At 72.4% G+C, this 20,401-nt stretch carries 15 protein-coding genes and 1 tRNA gene; 4 read left to right on the forward strand and 12 right to left on the reverse strand.

Features of this window, described 5'->3' with window-relative positions; genetic code table 11:
* Window positions 1–722: 722 nt before the first annotated feature.
* From DEI86_RS10720 to DEI86_RS10730, 3 genes are all read right to left on the reverse strand, one after another.
* Entirely contained in the window at window positions 723–1,136 is a 414-nt protein-coding gene (locus DEI86_RS10720) for a DUF3054 domain-containing protein (RefSeq protein ID WP_111049585.1), read from the reverse strand.
* Window positions 1,137–1,221: 85 nt separating this feature from the next.
* Window positions 1,222–1,875, reverse strand: a complete 654-nt coding sequence (locus tag DEI86_RS10725) for a spermidine/putrescine ABC transporter substrate-binding protein (protein ID WP_181435257.1) — start codon at window positions 1,873–1,875, stop codon at window positions 1,222–1,224.
* Between the two features lie 106 nt (window positions 1,876–1,981).
* Window positions 1,982–2,887 carry a DUF3097 domain-containing protein gene (locus DEI86_RS10730; RefSeq protein WP_258370181.1) on the reverse strand — a complete coding sequence of 302 codons (906 nt, stop codon included), beginning with the start codon at window positions 2,885–2,887 and terminating at the stop codon, window positions 1,982–1,984.
* Between the two features lie 95 nt (window positions 2,888–2,982).
* Between DEI86_RS10730 and DEI86_RS10735 the strand changes: the two genes are divergently transcribed.
* On the forward strand, window positions 2,983–4,032 hold the full coding sequence (locus DEI86_RS10735) for a zinc-binding dehydrogenase (protein ID WP_111049524.1): 1,050 nt from the start codon (window positions 2,983–2,985) through the stop codon (window positions 4,030–4,032).
* Between the two features lie 153 nt (window positions 4,033–4,185).
* On the opposite strand, the gene DEI86_RS10740 is transcribed toward DEI86_RS10735, so the two are convergent.
* From DEI86_RS10740 to mnmA, 9 genes are all read right to left on the reverse strand, one after another.
* The gene (locus DEI86_RS10740) at window positions 4,186–4,920 is read right to left on the reverse strand and encodes a methyltransferase domain-containing protein (RefSeq protein WP_309146559.1); all 735 of its coding nucleotides are present in this window, start codon (window positions 4,918–4,920) and stop codon (window positions 4,186–4,188) included.
* Window positions 4,921–4,946: 26 nt separating this feature from the next.
* Window positions 4,947–6,077 carry a type III polyketide synthase gene (locus tag DEI86_RS10745; RefSeq protein ID WP_111011574.1) on the reverse strand — a complete coding sequence of 377 codons (1,131 nt, stop codon included), beginning with the start codon at window positions 6,075–6,077 and terminating at the stop codon, window positions 4,947–4,949.
* Window positions 6,078–6,231: 154 nt separating this feature from the next.
* Window positions 6,232–7,731, reverse strand: coding sequence for an Asp-tRNA(Asn)/Glu-tRNA(Gln) amidotransferase subunit GatB (gatB, locus tag DEI86_RS10750; protein WP_111013616.1), 1,500 nt, complete (start codon window positions 7,729–7,731; stop codon window positions 6,232–6,234).
* Complete coding sequence (gene gatA, locus DEI86_RS10755; protein ID WP_111049587.1) at window positions 7,731–9,254, reverse strand: Asp-tRNA(Asn)/Glu-tRNA(Gln) amidotransferase subunit GatA; 1,524 nt, start codon at window positions 9,252–9,254, stop codon at window positions 7,731–7,733. Before gatA ends, gatB begins: the two co-directional genes overlap by 1 nt.
* Before the next feature lie 17 nt (window positions 9,255–9,271).
* On the reverse strand, window positions 9,272–9,571 hold the full coding sequence (gene gatC, locus DEI86_RS10760) for an Asp-tRNA(Asn)/Glu-tRNA(Gln) amidotransferase subunit GatC (RefSeq protein ID WP_111037563.1): 300 nt from the start codon (window positions 9,569–9,571) through the stop codon (window positions 9,272–9,274).
* 72 nt (window positions 9,572–9,643) lie between these two features.
* A complete protein-coding gene (locus DEI86_RS10765; RefSeq protein WP_111013617.1) occupies window positions 9,644–11,833 on the reverse strand; it encodes a transglycosylase domain-containing protein in 2,190 nt (729 codons plus the stop codon).
* A gap of 80 nt (window positions 11,834–11,913) precedes the next feature.
* Complete coding sequence (locus DEI86_RS10770; RefSeq protein WP_146244905.1) at window positions 11,914–13,311, reverse strand: alpha/beta hydrolase; 1,398 nt, start codon at window positions 13,309–13,311, stop codon at window positions 11,914–11,916.
* 210 nt (window positions 13,312–13,521) lie between these two features.
* The gene (gene ligA / locus DEI86_RS10775; RefSeq protein WP_111049526.1) at window positions 13,522–16,017 is read right to left on the reverse strand and encodes an NAD-dependent DNA ligase LigA; all 2,496 of its coding nucleotides are present in this window, start codon (window positions 16,015–16,017) and stop codon (window positions 13,522–13,524) included.
* An 819-nt stretch (window positions 16,018–16,836) separates the two neighbouring features.
* Window positions 16,837–17,958 carry a tRNA 2-thiouridine(34) synthase MnmA gene (gene mnmA / locus DEI86_RS10780; RefSeq protein ID WP_111049527.1) on the reverse strand — a complete coding sequence of 374 codons (1,122 nt, stop codon included), beginning with the start codon at window positions 17,956–17,958 and terminating at the stop codon, window positions 16,837–16,839.
* Window positions 17,959–17,997: 39 nt separating this feature from the next.
* Here mnmA and DEI86_RS10785 point away from each other — a divergent pair, with 39 nt between their 5' ends.
* From DEI86_RS10785 to DEI86_RS10795, 3 genes are all read left to right on the forward strand, one after another.
* Complete coding sequence (locus DEI86_RS10785) at window positions 17,998–19,281, forward strand: MFS transporter (protein ID WP_111011581.1); 1,284 nt, start codon at window positions 17,998–18,000, stop codon at window positions 19,279–19,281.
* 49 nt (window positions 19,282–19,330) lie between these two features.
* Window positions 19,331–19,411, forward strand: a tRNA-Leu gene (locus DEI86_RS10790).
* Between the two features lie 159 nt (window positions 19,412–19,570).
* Entirely contained in the window at window positions 19,571–20,272 is a 702-nt protein-coding gene (locus tag DEI86_RS10795) for a DedA family protein (protein ID WP_111011582.1), read from the forward strand.
* Window positions 20,273–20,401: the final 129 nt, after the last annotated feature.

Raw genomic sequence — 20,401 nt, forward strand, 5'->3', positions numbered from 1 at the left:
CGCAGGAACACCGAGCCGGGAGGCACGGCACACCCCCGCCGCGCACCAGGACTCCTGAATCGTCACCCCCGCCCTGGACGCCCCACCTCCGCCGCCACGGCCGCACAGCCGCGAATCCCAGCCCCGGCCCAGAACCTCGCGGCGGAAACCGCGCCTCGCCTGCAACTCGCGCCTCGCGCACGGAGTCCACCTCGCCCCGCGTCAGACCCCACCGGTCAACAACGCAGGAACACCGAGCCGGGAGGCACGGCACACCCCCGCCGCGCACCAGGACTCCTGAATTGTCACCCCCGCCCTGGACGCCCCACCTCCGCCGCCACGGCCGCACAGCCGCGAGTCTCAGCCCCGGCCCAGAACCTCGCGGCGGAAACCGCGCCGCGCCTGCAACTCGCGCCTCGCGCACGGAGTCCACCTCGCTCCGCGTCAGACCCCACCGGTCGACAACGCAGGAACACCGAGCCGGGAGGCACGGCACACCCCCACCACGCACCAGGACTCCTGAATTGTCACCGCTGGTCACTCGTCACCGCGCTGGTTCTGGGCGCCGCTGCTTCGGGGCGCCGCTGCTTCGGGGCGCCGCTGGTCAGCGGTCGCCGCTGGTGCGGCGCGCGGCGCCGCTGGTCATCGGGCGCCGGCGGGCGGACCGCCGCGCCGCGCCGCACCGCACCGCACCGCGGACATCTCACGCTGCGAGCCGCCGCCGACGCGCCGTGAATCGCCGCTCAGGCGTGCGCGACGGCCACGCCACGGCGCTCGCCCCGCCGCACGATCGGCCTGACGATCGCGCGCCAGCCGAGCAGGAACACCCCGAGGACCACACTGGCCACGATGAAGAACGACACGGGCAACGGATTCCCGTGCTCGACGCCCTGCCCCGCGGTGACCCGGATCGCCATGCCGACGAGCACGGTGAGGATCCAGGCCACGACACCGGTCGGCCACAGCGCCAGCGGCCGGGACCACGCCCCGCTCGTGACGTAGGCGATCGCCCAGCCCGCGAGGAACGGGTAGGCCGTGATCCACAGCGTCACGGGTGTGGCCCCCTCGCCGTGCGAGAGCCGTCCGATGAGCGCGAAGACGACGACGAGGACGACGTCGATCACGGCCGCGAGCCAGCCGAAGGTGCGTGTGGTCACGAAGCCATTGTCGCGCACCGACTCGTGCACCAACACCGAGCGGCGGTCGGCACCCCGATCCGTGCCGGCCCGATGACAGCCACGATCAGAACAGGCCGCCGCGCGGGGGCGTGCCCGGTACGTCGAGCCCGCGGAACATGTCGGACACCAGGGCCTCGATCTGCGGTTCCACCAGGCGCTCGATGGCCTCGGCGATGCGGTCGCGGTGTTCCACGAGCGCGAGGCACACCGCCGTCCCGGTGGCCCGAGCGCACTCGTCCGACAGCGCGATCTCGTGGTGCAGCGCGGCCTTGGCCTCGTCCGACAGCGGTTCCCGTGGCGACGTCGCCTGGGCTCCGGTGCCGGTGAGTTCGGCGAGCGTGAACAGGAACGGCGAGCCGGGCTCGGGCTCCGGGTCGACGTCGAGACCCTGGAACTCCGGCGACAGTCCGTCGGCCGGCTGGTACCCCGCGGACCGCTTCCGTGCGTCGGAGCGGTCGAGTTCACGCTTGAGCAGCGGCAGGTTCTTGGCCGTGTAGTCGTCCACGGCGTCGTCGATGATGGTCGAGACCCGACCGATCAGCGCGTGCTGGACCGGGTGCGGCACGTCCGGACCGAACCCCGCCGCGGTCGCGATCGGGGACCCCACGCAGCGCCGGCAGATGCGCGTCCGTGGCCGGGCCGACCCGATCTGCCACCGCGGCAACCAGCGGAGCCAGACGTCGACCGCGGTCCGCACGCGCCCGTCGATCCCGTCCACCCCTCAAGGGTACGGTCGGGAGGCCCGGTGCGCCCCCGCCCCGCACCGAACGGTGCAGAACCCATCTCTGTGCAGGATCACAGCGCGAGCCTGCGAGCCCGCAGGATCAAGCTGCTTCGGTGACGAAGTCGATCAACTCCTCGACCCGGCCGAGCAACGCCGGCTCCAGGTCGGCGTACGTCCGCACCTGCCCGAGGATCCGCTGCCACGCGTGCGCGATGTCCGCCTGGGACTCGTGGGGCCACCCGAGCGCGTCGCAGATGCCGTGCTTCCACTCGATCGACCGCGGGATCGTCGGCCACTCGCGCAGTCCGAGTCGCGCCGGCTTCACCGACTGCCACACGTCCACGTAGGGGTGCCCCACCACGAGGACGTGCCGACCCCACTTGCCCCGCATCACGGCGTCGGCGAACCGAGACTCCTTCGACCCGGGCACGAGGTGGTCGACGAGGACCCCGACGCGGCGTCCACGCTCGGGCCGGAACTCCTCGAGGACGTCGGCGAGGTTGTCCACCCCCGACAGGTACTCGACGACGACACCCTCGATCCGGAGGTCCGCCCCCCACACCTTCTCGACGAGTTCCGCGTCGTGGCGGCCCTCCACCATGATCCGGGAGGGCAGGGCGACCCGCGCCCGCTGTGGTCCCACCGCGAAGCTGCCGGAGGCGGTGCGCGCCCGACCGTCGGCGGTCCCGATGCCGGGCGCCGCGCCTCCCGGCCGGTTCGCGGCGCGCCCGCCGATCGGCGCGGCGGGACGCCCGAGCCGCACGAGCTCCCCCTCGAGCAGGAACTGCCCCGTCGCGGGGAACGAGCGCGTGCGCCCCTTCCAGTCCTCGAGCTCGACGAGACCGGCCTCGAGCCGGACGACCGCGCCGGCCCACCCCGACGCGGGGTCCTCGAGCACCATGTCCCGTTCGAGCGGGACCTCCCGCACCGTCTTCCGTCCCTGTGCTCGCCAGTCCCCGGCGAGCACGTCGGAGCCGTAGCGGTCGTCGCCGGATCCCGATTGCACCCGCCGAGGGTAACGTCGAGGCATCCCCTCCCCGGCCCGGCGGCGCGGTGCGTCGTGGTGCCGGGAGCATCCACCCCACCCCGAGAGGCCACCCCATGCGTGCCACCGTCATCCACGCCGCCCGCGACATCCGCGTCGAGGACCGCGACGACCCCACCATCATCGAGCCGGGCGACGTCGTCGTCCGGGTCGTCGCCGCGTGCGTCTGCGGCTCCGACCTGTGGCCGTACCGCGGCGTCCGCCCGGTCGAGCCGCACGCGATCGGCCACGAGTTCGTGGGCACCGTCACCGAGGTCGGGGACGCGGTCACCACCATCGCACCCGGAGACTTCGTCATCGCGCCGTTCACGACGAACGACGGGACCTGCCAGGCGTGCCGCCACGGCATCACGTCGAGCTGCGAACACGGTTCGGTGTTCGGCGGCAAGCAGGACCCCTACGGCCATCCGATGGGTGGCGCCCAGGCCGAGATCGTGCGGGTCCCCGACGCGGAGGCGACCCTCGTGGTCGTCCCCGGCCCCGTCGACGACGCGCTCGTGCCCTCGCTCCTCACCCTCTCGGACGTCTTCTCGACCGGGCACCACGCCGCGGTCTCCGCTGGGGTCGGCCCCGGCAAGACGGTCGTGGTGGTGGGCGACGGCGCGGTCGGCCTGTGCGCCGTGCTCGCGGCCGCCCGGCTCGGCGCCGACCGCATCATCGCGATGAGCCGCCACGAGGACCGCCAGCGAATCGCGCGCGAGTTCGGTGCGACCGACATCGTCGCCACCCGCGGTGACGAGGGCATCGACGAGGTCCGCGCCCTGCTCGGCGGCGAGCTCGCCGACTGCGCCCTGGAGGCCGTGGGCACCAAGGAGAGCATGGACCAGGCGCTGCGCGTGGTGCGGCCCGGCGGCGCCGTCGGGTACGTCGGCGTGCCGGCGGGTGGCCCGGAGCTCCCGATGTCGTTCCTGTTCGGCAAGAACATCACCGTCGCCGGTGGGGTCGCCCCGGTGCGCGCCTACCTGCCGGAGCTGCTGCCCGACGTGCTCTCACGCGCCGTCGACCCGGGGCGCGTGTTCGACCTGGAACTGCCCCTCGAGGAGGCCGCCGAGGCCTACGCGGCGATGGACGAGCGCCGCGCCGTCAAGGTGCTGCTCCGCCCGTAGCGGCGGTGCGAGGGCCGGGAGCGCGGGCGGTGGTCCGCCGCCCGGCCCACGCGACGCGGCGGTGACGCCGACGCCGCGCTCATCGCGTTCCGCCGCTCGTCGCGCTCGTCGCTCGTCGCGCTCGTCGCGCTCGTCGCTCGTCGCTCGTCGCGCTCAGGCGTCGTGCACGGCGAGCAGGCGATGGGGTGCCGCTTCGACCACGTGCCACGGCGTCCCCTCGGGTAGGACGCCGCGCAACTCGCCCGCGGTGTAGCTCCGACGGATCGAGCGCAGCCCGTCGACGCGGACGAAGGTCCCGGCGGCCACCGGTACGACCCCGAGCGCGTACGCGCGGTAGGCGGCCGCCGAGCGTCGGATGTCGCTGTGCACGACCCGGCGCGTCGCGAGCGTCGCCGAGTCCGCGAGGAACGCCGCCCGTGCCGCATCGTCGAGGTGGTGCAGGACGTGGTTCGACACCACCACGTCGAACCGCTCCCCCGCCGCGACGAGGTCCTCGCTCGACGCCCGCCGGAAGACCACGCCGTCGGTGGTCGTCCGCTCCGCCGCCCGGATCGCCCGGGGGTCGGGGTCGATGCCGACGACCTCGACGCGATGTCCGGAGGCGTGCGCCCACCTCGCGATCGAGCGCGCCACGTCGCCGCCGCCGCATCCGAGGTCGAGCACGCGCGCGGGCCGCTCGACCGGGAGGACCGGCCGCACGAACCGCCGCCAGACCCCGCGCCATCCGCCGACGAGCGGATTGACGATCGCGAAGCGCCGGAAGGTCCGGTCGAGGGCACGAGGGTCGCATGCGGGGTCGTCCATGACCTCGGCGAGGTCCGTCGCTCGGACGCTGAGGTCCGGACGCAGAGGCTCGCCGAAGACGCGCGCGCCCCGCCGATGCTGCAGATCCGGGCGTGTCCCGACCGCCGCGTTCACGCTCGCACGACCTCGAGCGCTGCCGTCTCCACCGTCAGTCCCGGGCCGAACGCGAGGGCGACGACGCGGCTGCCGGGCTCCGCCCCGTCCTGCAGGATGCGGTCGAGCACGAACAAGACGGTGCCGCTCGACATGTTCCCGTGCTCGGCCAGCACGCGACGGGAGGCGTCGATCGCCATCGCGGGCAGCTGCAGTTCGTCCTCGACCCGGTCGAGGATGGCCCGGCCGCCCGGATGCACCGCCCAGAGCGGTACCGACGTCGCGTCGTCACACTCGATCGCCGCGAGGACCGGCGCCACGGCCTCTGCCACGTGCTGCTCGATGAGGTGGGGTACGGCCGAGGACAACACCATCTCGAAGCCCTCGTCGCCGATGTTCCACGCCATGTCGCCGGCTCCCTCCGGGATCACCGACGACGCGAACGCGTCGAGCCGCAGGGCCAGGGGCGCGTCGGGGTCCGGCTCCGCGGTGAACCGCGCGTCCGGGAGGTCCGGTGTCACGACCGCCGCGGCCGCTCCGTCACCGAACACGCTGTTGGCGACGATCTGGTCCGGGTCGTCGGAGGCCCGGATGTGCAGGGTGCACAGCTCCGCGCACACGACGAGCACGACGGCGTCGGGGTCCTCGGCGCAGAACGCCGCCGCGGTCCGGAGTGCCGGGAACGCGGCGTAGCAGCCCATGAACCCGATGTGGTGGCGGAACACCCCCGGTCGCATGCCGAGTTCCGTCGCCACGGCGAGGTCCGGGCCCGGCTGCGTGAACCCCGTGCAGGACACCGTGACGACGTGGGTGACCTGGTCGGCCGCGATGTCCGCCTTCGAGAGCGCGTCGGCGGCAGCGGCGACGAACAACGGGAGCGCGGTCTCGCGGTAGCGGTCGTTGCGGAACCGGGTCGACGGTGAGCGGATGACGCCGTGCTCATCGACGAAGTCGCTCGCGCCCTCGTGGAGGAGTTCGGAGAGCACGGTGTGCCGCTGGTCGACCGCCGAGGCACCGAACGCAGCCCCGACGATGCGCTGTCCGAGCCGACTCAACGCCGGCTGCGCCGCGAACAGCCCCTGCACCGCCCGCTGGTCGAGGGTGGTGGGCGGGACGGCCGTACCGACGGCGCGGATGATTGCGGGCACGATTCATCCTGCCACCGGCCCCCGCGCGCCGCCCAGGCACGATGCACCCCGTGGTCGCCATGCGATCCGGGAGCGTCGGATCGGGACCGACCACGGGGTCACGCCTCGTGGCGGCGGGACGACGATCTCGGCCGTACCGCCGGGCAGCGCGAGGTCAGGCCTGCGCGCGCTCCAACACCAGCTCACGGACACGGGCGGCGTCCGCCTGACCCTTCATCGCCTTCATGACGGCGCCGATGATCGCACCGGCGGCCTGCACCTTGCCGTCGCGGATCTTGCCCAGGACGTCCGGCTGGGCACCGAGCGCCTGGTCGATCGCGGCGATGAGCGCGGTGTCGTCCGACACGACCTTCAGGCCGCGGGACTCGACGACCTCGGCCGGCGACCCCTCGCCGGCGATGACGCCCTCGAGCACCTGACGGGCGAGCCGGTCCGTGAGGTCCCCGGTGTCGACGAGCGCGATGAGCTCGGCCACCTGTGTGGGCGACACGAGATCGGCCGGAGCGGCGTCCTGGGCGTTGGCGATGCGGCTGATCTCGCCCGTCCACCACTTCCGGGCGGACTGCGGTTGCGCGCCGGCGGCGACGGTCTCCTCGACCTCGACGAGCAGACCGCCGTTCACGACGTCCTGGAACTCCAGGTCCGCGAACCCCCATTCGGCCTTGAGACGACGACGGCGCGCCGCCGGGGCTTCCGGAAGGGCCGCGCGGAGTTCCTCGATGAGCTCGGGCGCGGGCACCACGGGCAGCAGATCGGGCTCGGGGAAGTAGCGGTAGTCGTCGGCGTCGGACTTCGGACGCCCCGCCGAGGTACGGCCGGTGTCCTCGTGCCAGTGACGGGTCTCTTGCGTGATCGTCCCGCCGTTGGCGAGGATCGCGGCCTGCCGCTGGATCTCGTAGCGCACCGCACGCTCGACCGCGCGGAACGAGTTGACGTTCTTCGTCTCGGTGCGCGTCCCCAGGCGCTCCTGCCCGCGGGGGCGCAGCGACACGTTCGCGTCGCACCGCAGGTTCCCGCGCTCCATCCGCGCCTCGGACACCCCGAGCGCCCGGACGACGTCGCGGATGGTCTGCACGTAGGCGGCACCGAGCTCGGGCGCGCGGTGCTCCGCCCCGAAGATGGGACGCGTGACGATCTCGACGAGCGGCACGCCCGCTCGGTTGTAGTCGACCAGGGAGTACTCGGCGCCCTGGATGCGGCCCGTGGCTCCACCGACGTGCGTCAGCTTGCCGGCGTCCTCTTCCATGTGGGCACGCTCGATCGGCACCGTGAACATGGTGCCGTCGGCGAGCTCGACCTCGACCGACCCGTCGAACGCGATGGGCTCGTCGTACTGGGAGATCTGGTAGTTCTTCGCCAGGTCCGGGTAGAAGTAGTTCTTCCGGGCGAAGCGCGAGGACTCGGCGATCGAGCAGCCGAGCGCCAGACCGAGGCTGATCGAGTAGCGGATCGCCTGCTCGTTCACGACCGGGAGCGACCCGGGCAGCCCGAGGTCGACCGGCGTGATGTTGGTGTTCGGCTCGCCGCCGAAGAAGTTCGGCGCGTCGGAGAACATCTTGGTCTTCGTCGCGAGCTCGACGTGGACCTCGAACCCGAGCACGGGCTCGAAGCGCTCGATCGCCTCGTCGAAGTCCATGAGTGCGTCCTTGGCCATCAGATCACGCCTTCTTCCGCTGCCGACTGCTGAGTCTCGTCGAGGTCGGGGACCTGCGAGATGAGGGTGCGCCCCCACGAGTCCTCGAGCAGACGCTCGAGCGCAGCGCCGTACCGGTAGAGGCGGGCGTCCTGACGCGCGGGTGCCATGAGCTGCACGCCCGTGGGCAGGCCGTCCTCGGGTGCCAACCCCATGGGGATGCTCATGCCCGGGATCCCGGCGAGGTTCGCGGGGATCGTCGTGAGGTCGTTGAGGTACATCGCGAGCGGGTCGTCGATCTTCTCGCCGAGGGGGAACGCCGTGGTGGGCGCACTGGGGCTGGCGAGCAGGTCGACCTGTTCGAAGGCGCGGTCGAAGTCACGCTGCACGAGCGTGCGGACCTTCTGCGCGCTGCCGTAGTACGCGTCGTAGTAGCCGGCGCTCAGGGCGTACGTGCCGAGGATGATGCGGCGCTTGACCTCCGGACCGAAGCCGGCCTCGCGCGTCGCCGCCATGACGTCCTCGACCGTGCCACCGGCCGCGGGCGTGACGCGCATGCCGAACCGGACCGAGTCGAACTTGGCGAGGTTCGACGAGGCCTCGGCCGGGAGGATCAGGTAGTACGCGCTGATCGCGTACGCGAAGCTCGGCGCGTCGATCTCGACCACCGTGGCCCCTGCCGACTCGAGCAGGGCGACGGTCTCGGTGAAGCGCTGCGTGACGCCGGCCTGGAAGCCGTCGCCACCGAGCTCCTTCACGACGCCGATCCGGACCCCGGCCAGGGTGCCGTCCTGGAGACCGGAGCGAGCGGCGTCCGCGAAGGACGGCCAGGCGTCGGTGAGGGACGTCGAGTCGCGCGGGTCGTGTCCGCCGATGACGTCGTGCACGAGCGCGGCGTCGAGCACCGTCCGTGACACGGGCCCCACCTGGTCCAGTGAGGACGCGAGCGCGATCGCACCGTAGCGGCTCACGCCGCCGTACGTCGGCTTGACACCGACCGTTCCGGTCACCGCACCCGGCTGGCGGATCGATCCACCCGTGTCGCTGCCGAGCGCGACCGGTGCCTCGTACGCGGCGACGGCCGCTGCGGAGCCGCCCCCCGAGCCTCCCGGGATGCGGTCGAGGTCCCACGGGTTGCGCGTGGGACCGTACGCCGAGAACTCGGTCGACGATCCCATGGCGAACTCGTCCATGTTGGTCTTGCCGAGCGGGACCATGCCCGCCTGGCGGAGCCGGGCGACGACCGTGGCGTCGTACGGCGGCACCCAGCCTTCGAGGATCCGCGAGCCGGAGGTCGTGGGCATGTCCTGCGTGCAGAGGACGTCCTTGATGGCGACGGGCACCCCGGCGAGCGGGCCGAGGGCGTCACCCGCGGCGCGTCGAGCGTCCACGGCCTGGGCCACGGCGAGCGCGGACTCGTTGACGTGGAGGAACGCGTGCACGTCGGTGTCGACGGCGGCGATGCGGTCCAGGTGGGCCTGGGTGACCTCGACGCTCGACAGGTCACGGGCGACGAGCGCGTCGGCGAGCGCCGCCGCGGTCATCCCGGTGATCTCGGCGCTCACTGTTCCTCTCCCAGGATCGCGGTGACCCGGAACCGGGAGCCGTCGGAGTCGGGCGCACCGGCGAGGGCCTGCTCCTGCGTCAGCGTCTGGCCGACCTCGTCCGGTCGGAACACGTTCTGCAGCGGGATCGGGTGACTGGTCGCGGGCACGTCCGGCGTCGCGACCTCGCTCACCTTGGCGACGCTCTCGACGATCTGCGAGAGCTCCCCGGTCAGGCGGCTGATCTCGTCCGGCGTGAGTGCGATGCGTGCGAGGTGCGCCAGATGCGCGACCTGCTCGCTCGTGATGTCAGGCATGGTGCTCCGTCGATCGGTTCGTGGGATGCCGACCAGTCTAGAGCGGCGGCGTCCGCCGACCGGGCCGCCGGGTCACTTGCCGGTGGACGGGGCCGGGATCGTCGCCGTGGTGGAGGACGAGCCGGACCGGGCGGTCGACTTCGCGGAGGTCGACCCGACCATCGTGGGGTCGGGCGTCGGCAGGGCATCGCCGCCGTACTTCTGGTCGAGCGTCGTCATCATGGTCCGACCGACGCCGAACTTGGCGCTGTAGCCGGTGGTCCCGGCGAGCATCGGGACGTTCGCGAGCCCGACCGCCCCCTTCACGTTGCCGATCCAGGTCGCGTTCGTGTACTTCGTCGTCGAGGTGACGAGCCAGTTCTGCACGTCGGCGTCGGTCGTGCCGGTCTTGGCGAACTTCGGGGTGCTGTCGCCGGGGTTCGCCGAGGCCGCGGTGCCGCTGCCCTGCAGGACGCCCTGCAACGCGTAGTCGACCGTGGCGGCGACCTGCGCGGAGACACCGCGCGTGCACGTCGTCGGGGTCGGCGCGATCGACTTGCCGTTCGCCTGCGTCACCTTGTCGATCGCGACCGGCGTGCAGAACACCCCGCCGTTCGCGAACCCGGCGTAGGCGCTCGCCAGGGTGAGCGGCGAGAGCTCGTTGACGCCGAGGATCATCGACGGCCCCTCGAACAGGCCGCTCGCACCGTTCGCCTTGTGGATGCCCATCGCCTCGGCGAGCTTCGCGATCTGGCACAGGTCGAGCTGCTTGCCCATCGCGGCGAACGCGGTGTTGATCGACTCCGCCGTCGCGAGCATGACGCTCATCGACGCCGGGACCGCCTCGGCGTTCGCGACGGACCAGGGGGCACCCGCGATGTTCTCGCACGTGTTCGTGAACTCCGCGGTCGGGTAGGTGTGCTCCGTCGTGTTCACGTACTGGTTCAAGGTGTGCCCGGACGCGAGCCACTCGGCGAGCGTGAACACCTTGAACGTGGAGCCCGTCTGGAACCCGGTGGAACCGCCGTACGCCTGGTCGGTGCTGTAGTTCACCGAGGTCGAGCCCGGAGGCGCCGCATCCGACTGGTTGAAGCTCGTGTTCTGCACCATCGACAGCACGCGACCCGTCCCGGGCTGGATGGTGACGTTCGAACCACCGATGTGGACGTAGGTCATCGTCGACGGCACGTAGGTCGAGAGCGCGGACTGCGCCGTCGCCTGCAGATCCAGGTCGAGCGACGTGTAGATCTTCAGGCCCTTGGTGTCGAGGGTGGTGATCCGGTCGGCCTCGGTGGTGCCGAAGGCGCTGTCGTGGAGCACGACGTTCCGCACGTAGTCGCAGAAGTACCCGGCGTCGTACTGGACCGCCGCGGCGCACCCGTTCGTCGTCGCGGTGATCTTCGGCGTGATCGGGGCCGCGATCGCCGCGTCGCGCTGCTGCTTCGTGATGTCGTGGTGCACGTACATGCGCTTGAGCACGTAGTCGCGGCGCGCCTTGGTGAGCGCGTACCCGTTCGCCGAGCCGTTGTCCGTGTCGGCCGGCTCGTCGATCCGGAGGTTCGCCGGGTTGTTGAGGATCGCGACGAGCGTCGCCGACTGCTCCAGGTTCAACTGCGCGGCCGTGACCCCGAAGTAGTACTCGGCACCGGCCTCCACGCCGTACACACGACCGCCGAGCCCGACGATGTTGAGGTACCCGGTGAGGATCTGCGACTTCGAGTACTTCTTGTTCACGGCGATCGCGTACCGCATCTCCTGCAGCTTCCGCTGCGGGGACACCTCGGTGACGTGCTGGTAGCAGGAGTCGATCTTCGACTGCGTCCCGAGCTGCTCGCACTGCTGGACGAGGACGTTCTTGACGTACTGCTGGGTGATCGACGACCCGCCCTGGACGTCCTTGCCGAGGGCGGTCGACGCCGCACCACGGAGCGTGCCGACGACGTCGATCCCGCCCTCGGTGGCGAACCGCGGGTCCTCGGTGTCGATCGCGGCCTGCTTCACCGTGGTGGCGATCGCCGAGTCCTTGACGATCACGCGGTTCTCCGCGAAGAACGACGCGATCGCGACGTCCTGGCCGCCCTTCTTGGCGTAGATCGTCGAGACCTGCTGCGGCGTCGAGATGTCGAGGTAGCTCGGCAGGTCCTCGAAGAACTCGGCCGCCGACGACACCCCCTGCCCGGCGAGCGCGACGCCCGGCGTGACCGCGACGGCGACGAGGACGCCCGCCACGACCGCCATGACGACGAAGAGGAGGAACGCTCCAGGCCACCGGACGACACGCATGTGATGACGGTACGGACTACCGCTGTACCCGGGCCGCTGCGACTCGCCCCGAATCTGCGTGGATGCTCAGGCCCAGCGGGTCATTCGCGCAGCTGGACGTCCTGCGGACGCACGAGCAGCAGGTCGGGGGACTCCGGCCCGCCACCACCACCACCGCCGCTCCCGCTGCCGTCCGCAGCGGTGCCAGCGACCGCACCTTCCGCGGTCAGGACGGTCCGCCCCGACGGGTCCGCGCCCGTGACGAGGTCGGAGCGGCCGACCGCGATGAGCGCGACGTCGTGGATGGATGCCGTCCCCGGCACGAGGTACTCGTTGTGGCCGTACGGGCGCCGGAACACCTCCTCGTCCTCACGGTGATCGACCCCGCCGCGCAGGTCGAGCACGGTCGACCCGAACCCGGGGGCCGCCGGATCGGTGCCGAAGTACCCGGTTCCCGCCACCGGATCCCAGTGTGCGGCGCCGACGAACACCTGCCCCGCAGGCACGGCCAGCTCGGATGCGCGGGTGACCGCGCTGCCCGGCGACCCGAGCACGGTCAGGCTGTCGACGTGGATGCGCCCCGACGACAAGGCCAGCAGGGCGGTCGTCGACCCGTACGAGTGCGCGACGACGGACACCCGCACCGGATCCGCCGTCCTGGTCGCGTCGATGCCCTCCACCACCCGCTCCAGACGCACCGCCCCCGCCCGGGCCAGTCCCACCGACAACACGTTCGTCAGGTCCGGCGTGCGGTAGCCGAGCCACGCGACGACCGCCACACCGCCCCGGCCACCACGAGCGAGGGGTGTCAGGGTCGCCTGCTCGCGGTACAGGTCCGCGCCCGTCGCGGTCCAGTCGGCGAACTGCCCGGAGACGGTGAAGAACATCCCGGGCACCATCACCGTCACGTCCGAAGCGGTCGTGAGGTCGCCCATCGCGATCGCCGCCCGCCCGGACCCCCGAGGATCGAGGGTCAGGAGCTGCTTCGGCGGGTCCTCCGGCCCCCGTACGAGCGCGGTCCGCACCTGCTCGAGCATCCGGAGGCGGGACGCCGACCCGGAGTCCGGGGCACGCGCGGTCCGGAGGTCCTCCCCCAGCACCCGCCGGTTCGCCCGGTCACGCACCGGGTACGGGACGCCCTCGAGGTTCCCCACCGCCTGCGGGGCGGACGTGACCAACCGGTGTCGGGCCTCCCGGCCGAGTCCGGACCACCACCGCGCGACGTCACCGGCGTCCGGCGGGGCGTCGAGCAGCGTTCGCATGACCGGCCCCGCCAGGCGCGCGGCGTGGCGCAGCGTCGCGTCCGACGCCGACGACAGTCCCGTCAGCAGCGCACGGCCGTGCAGGTCGTCGAGCCGCTCCGCCCGGGAGGCCCGGTGCACGCCCGTCGCGTCCGGCGCCGCCGCCTCCCGCGGGGCCGTCGCGACGACCACCTCCGCAGCTGGGCTCGACGCGGCCGCGGGCAGCGGCGTGGCCTCGATCACTCCGAGTGAGTGCACCGAGGCGGTGAGCAGTGCTGCGACGAGGAACAGCAGAGCGGTCTCCCCTGGGAAGGCCTGCCCGTCGCCGCCCTGTCGACGACGGGTGATGCACGCACCATCCTACGGACGTCCTCGTCATCCGGTCCGGGCGACCTGTGTCGCTCTCGCTCCGGACGATCACGCGTCCGGATGATCAGGCGTCGCCGAATCGGTTTCGCCGATGCTGCGTCACTCGCTCGGGGTCGCCTCCGTCGCCGGAGCGCTCTCCTCCGTCGCCGGAGCGCTCTCCTCCGTCGTCGATGCGACGTCGGCCGCCGCGATGTCCTCCGGGTCGCCTGCCGTGGCGTCGTCTTGGTCGCCGTCCACGGAGCGCTCGTCCGGCTCCAGCGCTGCGGGGCCCTCACGCACGAGCACCGCGAACTGGGCCGCGTCGATGATCCGCAGTCCGAGCTGTTCCGCCTTCGTCAGCTTCGAGCCGGCGCCGGGCCCAGCAGCCACGAAGTCGGTCTTCTTGCTCACGCTCGACGCCGCCTTGCCGCCCGCGGCGATGATCGCCTCCTGGGCGCCCTCGCGCGTGAACCCCTCGAGCGAGCCCGTCGCGACCACCGTGATGCCGGACAGCACGCCGCCCTCCACCGCCGCGCCGCCGGGGCCCGGGTGGTCGGGCGTCGTGAACTGCACGCCGGCCGCCGTCCAGCGCTCGATGATCTCGCGGTGCCAGTCGACCTCGAACCACTCGAGGAGCGCGTCCGCGATGATCCCGCCGACGCCGTCCACGGCCGCGAGCTCGTCGCGCGACGCCGACCGGATGGCGTCGAGGGACCCGAAGTGTGACGCGAGCGCTCGGGCCGCGACCGGACCCACGTGGCGGATGCTCAGCCCCACGAGGATGCGCCAGAGCGGCTTCGTCTTCGCCGCGTCGATGTTCCGCAGCATCTCGAACGCGTTCTTCGACGGGTACCGCCCCGGCTCTCCCCGGTAGTCCGCTCCGCGAGCCTCCGGGTCGAACGGCGGATCGGTCTTCTTGCGCGCGCGACTGAAGGGCGTCACTCGCTTCGGCACGGCCTGGCCGGTGGCATCGGTGTCGTCCTCGAGTCGCACCATGCCCGTCTCGGCGTCGCGCACGATGACCTCGATCGGGACGATGTCCTCCATCGTCAGGTCGAACAGCCCCGCTTCGGTCACCAACGGCGGTGTCTCGGGGAACAGGGGCTGCGTCAGCGCCGCCGCCGCGACTTCGCCGAGCCCCTCGATGTCGAGCGAACCCCGCGATGCGATGTGCTCCACACGACCGCGGACCTGCGCCGGGCAGCTCCGCGCGTTCGGGCAACGGAGGTCGATGTCGCCCTCCTTCGCCGGCCGGAGCTCCGTGCCGCACTCCGGGCACCGCGTCGGCATGACGAACTCGCGTTCGGAGCCGTCGCGGAGCTCGACGACGGGCCCGAGGACCTCGGGGATGACGTCGCCGGCCTTCCGCAGCACGACGGTGTCCCCGATGAGGACGCCCTTCGCCTTGACCACCTGCTGGTTGTGCAGCGTCGCCTGCCGGACCACCGACCCGGCGACCTCGGCCGGCGCCATCGCGGCGAACGGCGTGGCACGGCCGGTGCGTCCGACACTCACGACGATGTCGAGCAGCTTCGTGTGGACCTCTTCCGGCGGGTACTTGTAGGCGGTCGCCCACCGCGGCGCGCGCGAGGTCGCCCCGAGCTCCTCGTGCAGCGCGAGGTCGTCGACCTTGACGACGATGCCGTCGATCTGGTGCTCGACGCTCGCGCGGCGCTCCCCGTAGTCCCGCACGAACCCGATGACCTCGTCGATCGTGTCGAACACCCGGTAGTGGGTGCTCGTCGGCAGACCCCAGCCGCGGAGCAGGTCGTAGACCTCGGACTGCGCCCGCACGTCGGTGTCGCGCTCGAGCTCCCGGACCGGCCAGGCGCCGATCCCGTGCACGAGCATCCGCAGCCGCCGGAGGCGGTCGACCATGAGCGCCCGCTTCGCCGGGGACTTGCCCTCTTCCTTCTGACGGAGCGAACCGGCCGCTGCGTTCCGCGGGTTGGCGAACACGCGCTCGCCGGCCTCGCGCTGCCGCGCGTTGAGCTCGTCGAACTCGGCGACGGGGAAGAAGATCTCGCCTCGGACCTCCACGATCGGTGGATGTCCGGACCCCGCGAGGCGCTCGGGGATGGTGCCCATCGTCAGGACGTTGCCGGTGACGTCCTCGCCCACCACGCCGTCGCCCCGGGTCGCCGCCGTGACGAGTCGGCCGTGTTCGTACCGGAGGTTGATCGCGAGCCCGTCGATCTTCAGCTCGGTGAGGAACCGGACCCGCTCGGCACCGGCGTCACGCTCCACCTTGACGGCCCACTCGGTCAGTTCCTCCGGGCTGAAGACGTTGTCGAGGCTCAGCATGCGCTCGGCGTGCTCGACGGGCGCGAACTGCGTCGTCTCGGCCCGCCCGCCGACCGTCTGGGTGGGGCTGTCCGCCGTCAGCAGTTCGGGGAACCGCTGTTCGATCGCGTCGAGACGCCGGACCATGGCGTCGTACTCGGCGTCCGTGACGGTCGAGGCGTTCTGCTCGTAGTACGCGTCCCGGAGCTCCCCGATCCGGGTCCGGAGGCGGTCGGTCTCCTCACGCGCCTGGTGGCCGTCGAGGTCCCCGACGTCGATGGTCTCGAACGTCTCCTCGACGGCGGGTGCGGCGTCCGCGGGCTCGGTGCTCATGGTCCAGTTCTACCGGTCGCCACCGACGCGGGGACGCCCGGCGGGGCCTCCCTCCGGGCGGCGTCGAGTCCCCGGACTGCGACGCCTGCCGCGCTCGTCGCCCCTCCATCCGTCGGCCCCTCCACGCCGCCGACCCCGTCGACAACTCAGGACGAGGCAACCCGGGAGGCCCCCCACACCCCGCCACGCAACCGACCCTCCTGAATTCTCCGCCGCGACCGCACCCCTCCCGCCCCATCCACAACTCAGGACGACCCAGCCGGGAGGCCCCACTCGACCACGCCACACAGCTGACATTCCTGAGTTGCCAACGGGACGGGGCCGGCGGTCCACCCGACCGCGACCGCGACCGCGCCTGGCCTGGCCGCCCCGCCACCCGCCCGGCGGCACCGGCCCGCCGGTGCCGCGCCGGGCCTCCCGGCCGCGGCGGCTGCCCCGCTCGTCAGCCCCGTCGACAACTCAGGACAAGCCGGCCAGGAGGGCTCACGCGGCCCCGCCACACAACCTCGTTCCTGAATTGCCAATAGGGCGGAACAAGCCGGGCCGCGCCGGCCCGCCGGTGCCGCACCGGGCCTCCCGGCCGCAGCGGCTGCCCCGCTCGTCAGCTCCGTCGACAACGCAGGACGATCCCGCCGGGAGGCCCACCCGACGCCGCCCCACGACCAACGGTCCTGAGTTCCCAACGCAGCGGGCCGCGACGGCGGGAGACGGCCGGACAGCCCGCGCCGACTGCCGGCCGGGTACGGCCGCGCGCTCCGCGCGCTGACGGCCCCGCGGCCAGCGCCGGACCACGCCCCCGTCACGCCCAGACACGCCGCCTCAGCGGACCGCAGGCACCGCCGAGACCGTGCGGTCGATCGTGCACTGCCCGAGGACGCGCGTGCCGACGTACACGACGGCGGTCTGCCCGGGGGCGACGCCGACGATCGGCTCCGCCGGCGTGACGACGAGTTCCGTCCCACCGGTCGGCGTGGCGGTCACCCGAGCCACCGCCGGCACGGGGTCGGCGTGGGCGCGGATCTGGACCTCGCAGTCGAACGGGAGGGTCGGGTCGGCCGGGGCCGCACCGGCCCACGTGAAGCGCGCACCCGCGAGCTCCGCGATCGCCAGGGCCTCCTTCGGCCCGACCACGACGGTGTTGTCCTTCGGCCGCACCTCGAGCACGAACCGCGGCCGCCCGTCCGGTGCGGGGTGACCGATGGCGAGCCCCCGTCGCTGCCCGACCGTGTACGCGTGGGCGCCCTCGTGCGAGCCGACCACGGTGCCGTCGCGCTCGACGATGTCGCCGGTCGCCGTGCCGACGCGGTCCGCGAGCCACCCACGGGTGTCCCCGTCCGGGATGAAGCAGATGTCGTGGCTGTCGGGCTTCTGGGCGACGGTCAAGCCACGTGCTGCGGCCTCGGCCCGGACCTCGGCCTTCGACGGCGTCGCGCCGAGCGGGAACATCGCGTGCGCGAGCTGCTCCGCCGTCAGGACCCCGAGCACGTAGGACTGGTCCTTCGCCCAGGCCGCGGCACGGTGGAGTTCGCGGGAACCGTCCGCACCCGTGACGATCGAGGCGTAGTGCCCGGTGGCGACGGCGTCGAACCCGAGCGCCAGGGCCTTCTCGAGCAGCGCCGCGAACTTGATCCGCTCGTTGCACCGCATGCACGGGTTCGGAGTGCGGCCGGCGGAGTACTCGGCGACGAAGTCGTCGACGACGTCCTCGGCGAACCGCTCGGAGAAGTCCCACACGTAGTACGGGATCCCGATCGCGGCTGCCGCGCGCTGGGCGTCCATCGAGTCCTCGATGGTGCAGCAGCCACGGCTGCCCGTCCGGAGCGTCCCCGGCATGCGACTCAGCGCGAGGTGGACCCCGACGACGTCGTGTCCGGCGTCGACGGCCCGGGCCGCGGCCACGGCCGAGTCGACGCCACCACTCATCGCTGCCAGCATCCTCATCCCTCAAGCGTACGTCGTCGGGCGTACCGTGGAGGGGCCATGAGCTCGCGCGACGCCACCTTCGACCTCCGCGCGGTCGCGTTGTCCGCGTTCCTGCCCGCGACGCTCTTCGCCATCGGCGAGGGCGCGATCATCCCGATCATCCCGATCGCCGCGCACTCCCTCGGCGCCACGCTGGCGTTCGCCGGGTTCGTCGCGTCGCTCATCCTCGTCGGAGAGCTCATCGGCGACGTCCCGAGCGGCTGGGTCGTCGCGGCGATCGGCGAGCGCACCGCGATGATCGGCGCCGCGCTCGTCAGCATCGTGGGTCTGCTCGTGGCGGTCTGGTCGCCGAACGCGGTGGTCCTCGCGGTCGGGGTGTTCCTCGTCGGTGTCTCGACGGCGGTGTTCGCCCTCGCGCGGCACGCGTACATGACGACCTCGGTGCCGATCGCGATCCGGGCCCGGGCGCTCTCGACCCTCGGCGGTGTGTTCCGCTTCGGGTACTTCGTCGGTCCGTTCCTGTCCGCGGGCCTGACGCACGTCACCGGCTCGACGCAGAGCGCGTTCTGGATCCACGTCGTCTGTTGTCTGGCGGCCGCCGGGGTCCTCCTCGTCGTACGCGACCCGGTCGACGGCGCACGCGGCCTCCGGATCCGGCCCCGGGCCTCCCGACCGTCGCCCGCACGTCCCGCTGCCGCGTCCGCGGACCCGGGCGGTGAGGCCGCCCGAGAGGGCGCCGAGGGCCTGTTCGGCACGATCCGCCGACACCGCGCGGTGCTCCTGCGGTTGGGCAGCGGCGCGGGCCTCATCGGCGCGATGCGGGCGGGGCGTCAGGTGATCCTGCCGCTGTGGGCGGTGAGCGTCGGCATGGACGACTCGACCGCCGCGCTCGTGATCGGGATCGCCGGCGCGATCGACTTCGCGCTGTTCTACACGAGTGGTCAGATCATGGACCGGTTCGGCCGGCTCGCGAGCGCGCTGCCGTGCCTCGGGGGCCTGAGCCTGTGCTACTTCCTCCTGGCGTGGAGCGACCACCTCGACACCCGGGTGGTCTGGTTCGTCGGGGTCGCGATGCTGATGTCGCTCGCGAACGGCGTCGGATCGGGCATCCTCATGACCCTCGGCGCCGACCTCGCGCCGCGCACGGCGCCCGCGCCGTTCCTCGGCGCGTGGCGGTTCACGGGCGACTTCGGCAGCGCGGCAGCACCCCTCGTCATCTCGGGCGTCACGGCGGTCGCGTCCATCGCCGTCGCGAGCGGCGTGATGGGCGTGCTCGGCATCGTCGGCGTCGGCGTGCTGCTCCGGTACGTGCCGCGGTACCTCCCGCGCCCGCTGCGCTGACCGGCACCGCGGGTCCTGTCCGCACCCGCTGGCTACACTGACCGTGCCGGCGGGAGTGGTGAAACTGGCAGACACGCAGGATTTAGGTTCCTGTGCCCTAGGCGTGAGGGTTCGAGTCCCTTCTCCCGCACGGAGCCGGCACCGAGCAGACGTGTGGACCGGCTCATGACCGTCCCACTGGTCGAGGCCGCGGAACCGCTACCCTCGTGGTGCGGGCGCCCGCCCCGCGAGCCGCCGTGCCGCCGCTGGCTGCGCAGCCAGCCGAGCGCCCGACGACCGGAAGAGAGTCATGACGACCGTCGCACTTGCCCTGATCCCGTGGCTGGATCCGACCTACATCCTCCACCACTTCGGATCCATCGCGGTCCTCGTGCTGTGCGCGATCATCTTCGCCGAGACCGGCCTGCTCATCGGGTTCATCTTCCCCGGTGACACCCTGCTCGTGATCGCCGGACTCACGGCGTTCGACCAGCACGGGCACCTCGGCGGCCTGCCGATCTGGCTCATCGCCCTCTGCGTCGGCGCTGCCGCGTTCCTCGGTGGCGAGGTCGGGTACTTCATCGGTCGTAAGGTCGGTCCCCCGATCTTCGAGCGACGCGAGAGCGGTCTGTTCTCGAAGTCGAACGTCGACCGGACCTACGCGTTCTTCGACCGGTTCGGTGCACTCGCGGTCATCGTGGCCCGCTTCGTGCCGGTCGTCCGGACCTTCGCGCCGATCGCCGCCGGTGTCGGCCGCATGTCCTACCGCCGGTACTCGCTGTACAACGCGATCGGCGCGCTCCTCTGGGGCACCGGGGTGACGTTCCTCGGGTACGTCCTCGGCTACATCCCGCCGGTCGCGCACTTCGTGCGCAACTACATCGACGTCATCCTGCTCGCAGCGGTCGTCGTCACGGTCGTCCCGGCCGCGCTGACCTACGTGCGGAACGCGCGCAAGGCGAAGCGCGAGTCGGACGAGCACGGGACCGCGGGCGAGTCGACCGCCCGCTGACCCGGCCGGGAGGCCCTGACCCGGCCGGGAGGCCCGCCGGCGGCCCGCCAGGTCGGGCCGACCCCGCGCGCCCCTCCTCGCTCCGCCGTCCGGGAGGCCCGTCAGCAGCCCGACGGACCGGGGCCGATC

It is taken from the genome of Curtobacterium sp. MCBD17_028 (genome assembly GCF_003234875.1).
In the GTDB taxonomy this organism is placed as follows: Bacteria; Actinomycetota; Actinomycetes; order Actinomycetales; family Microbacteriaceae; genus Curtobacterium.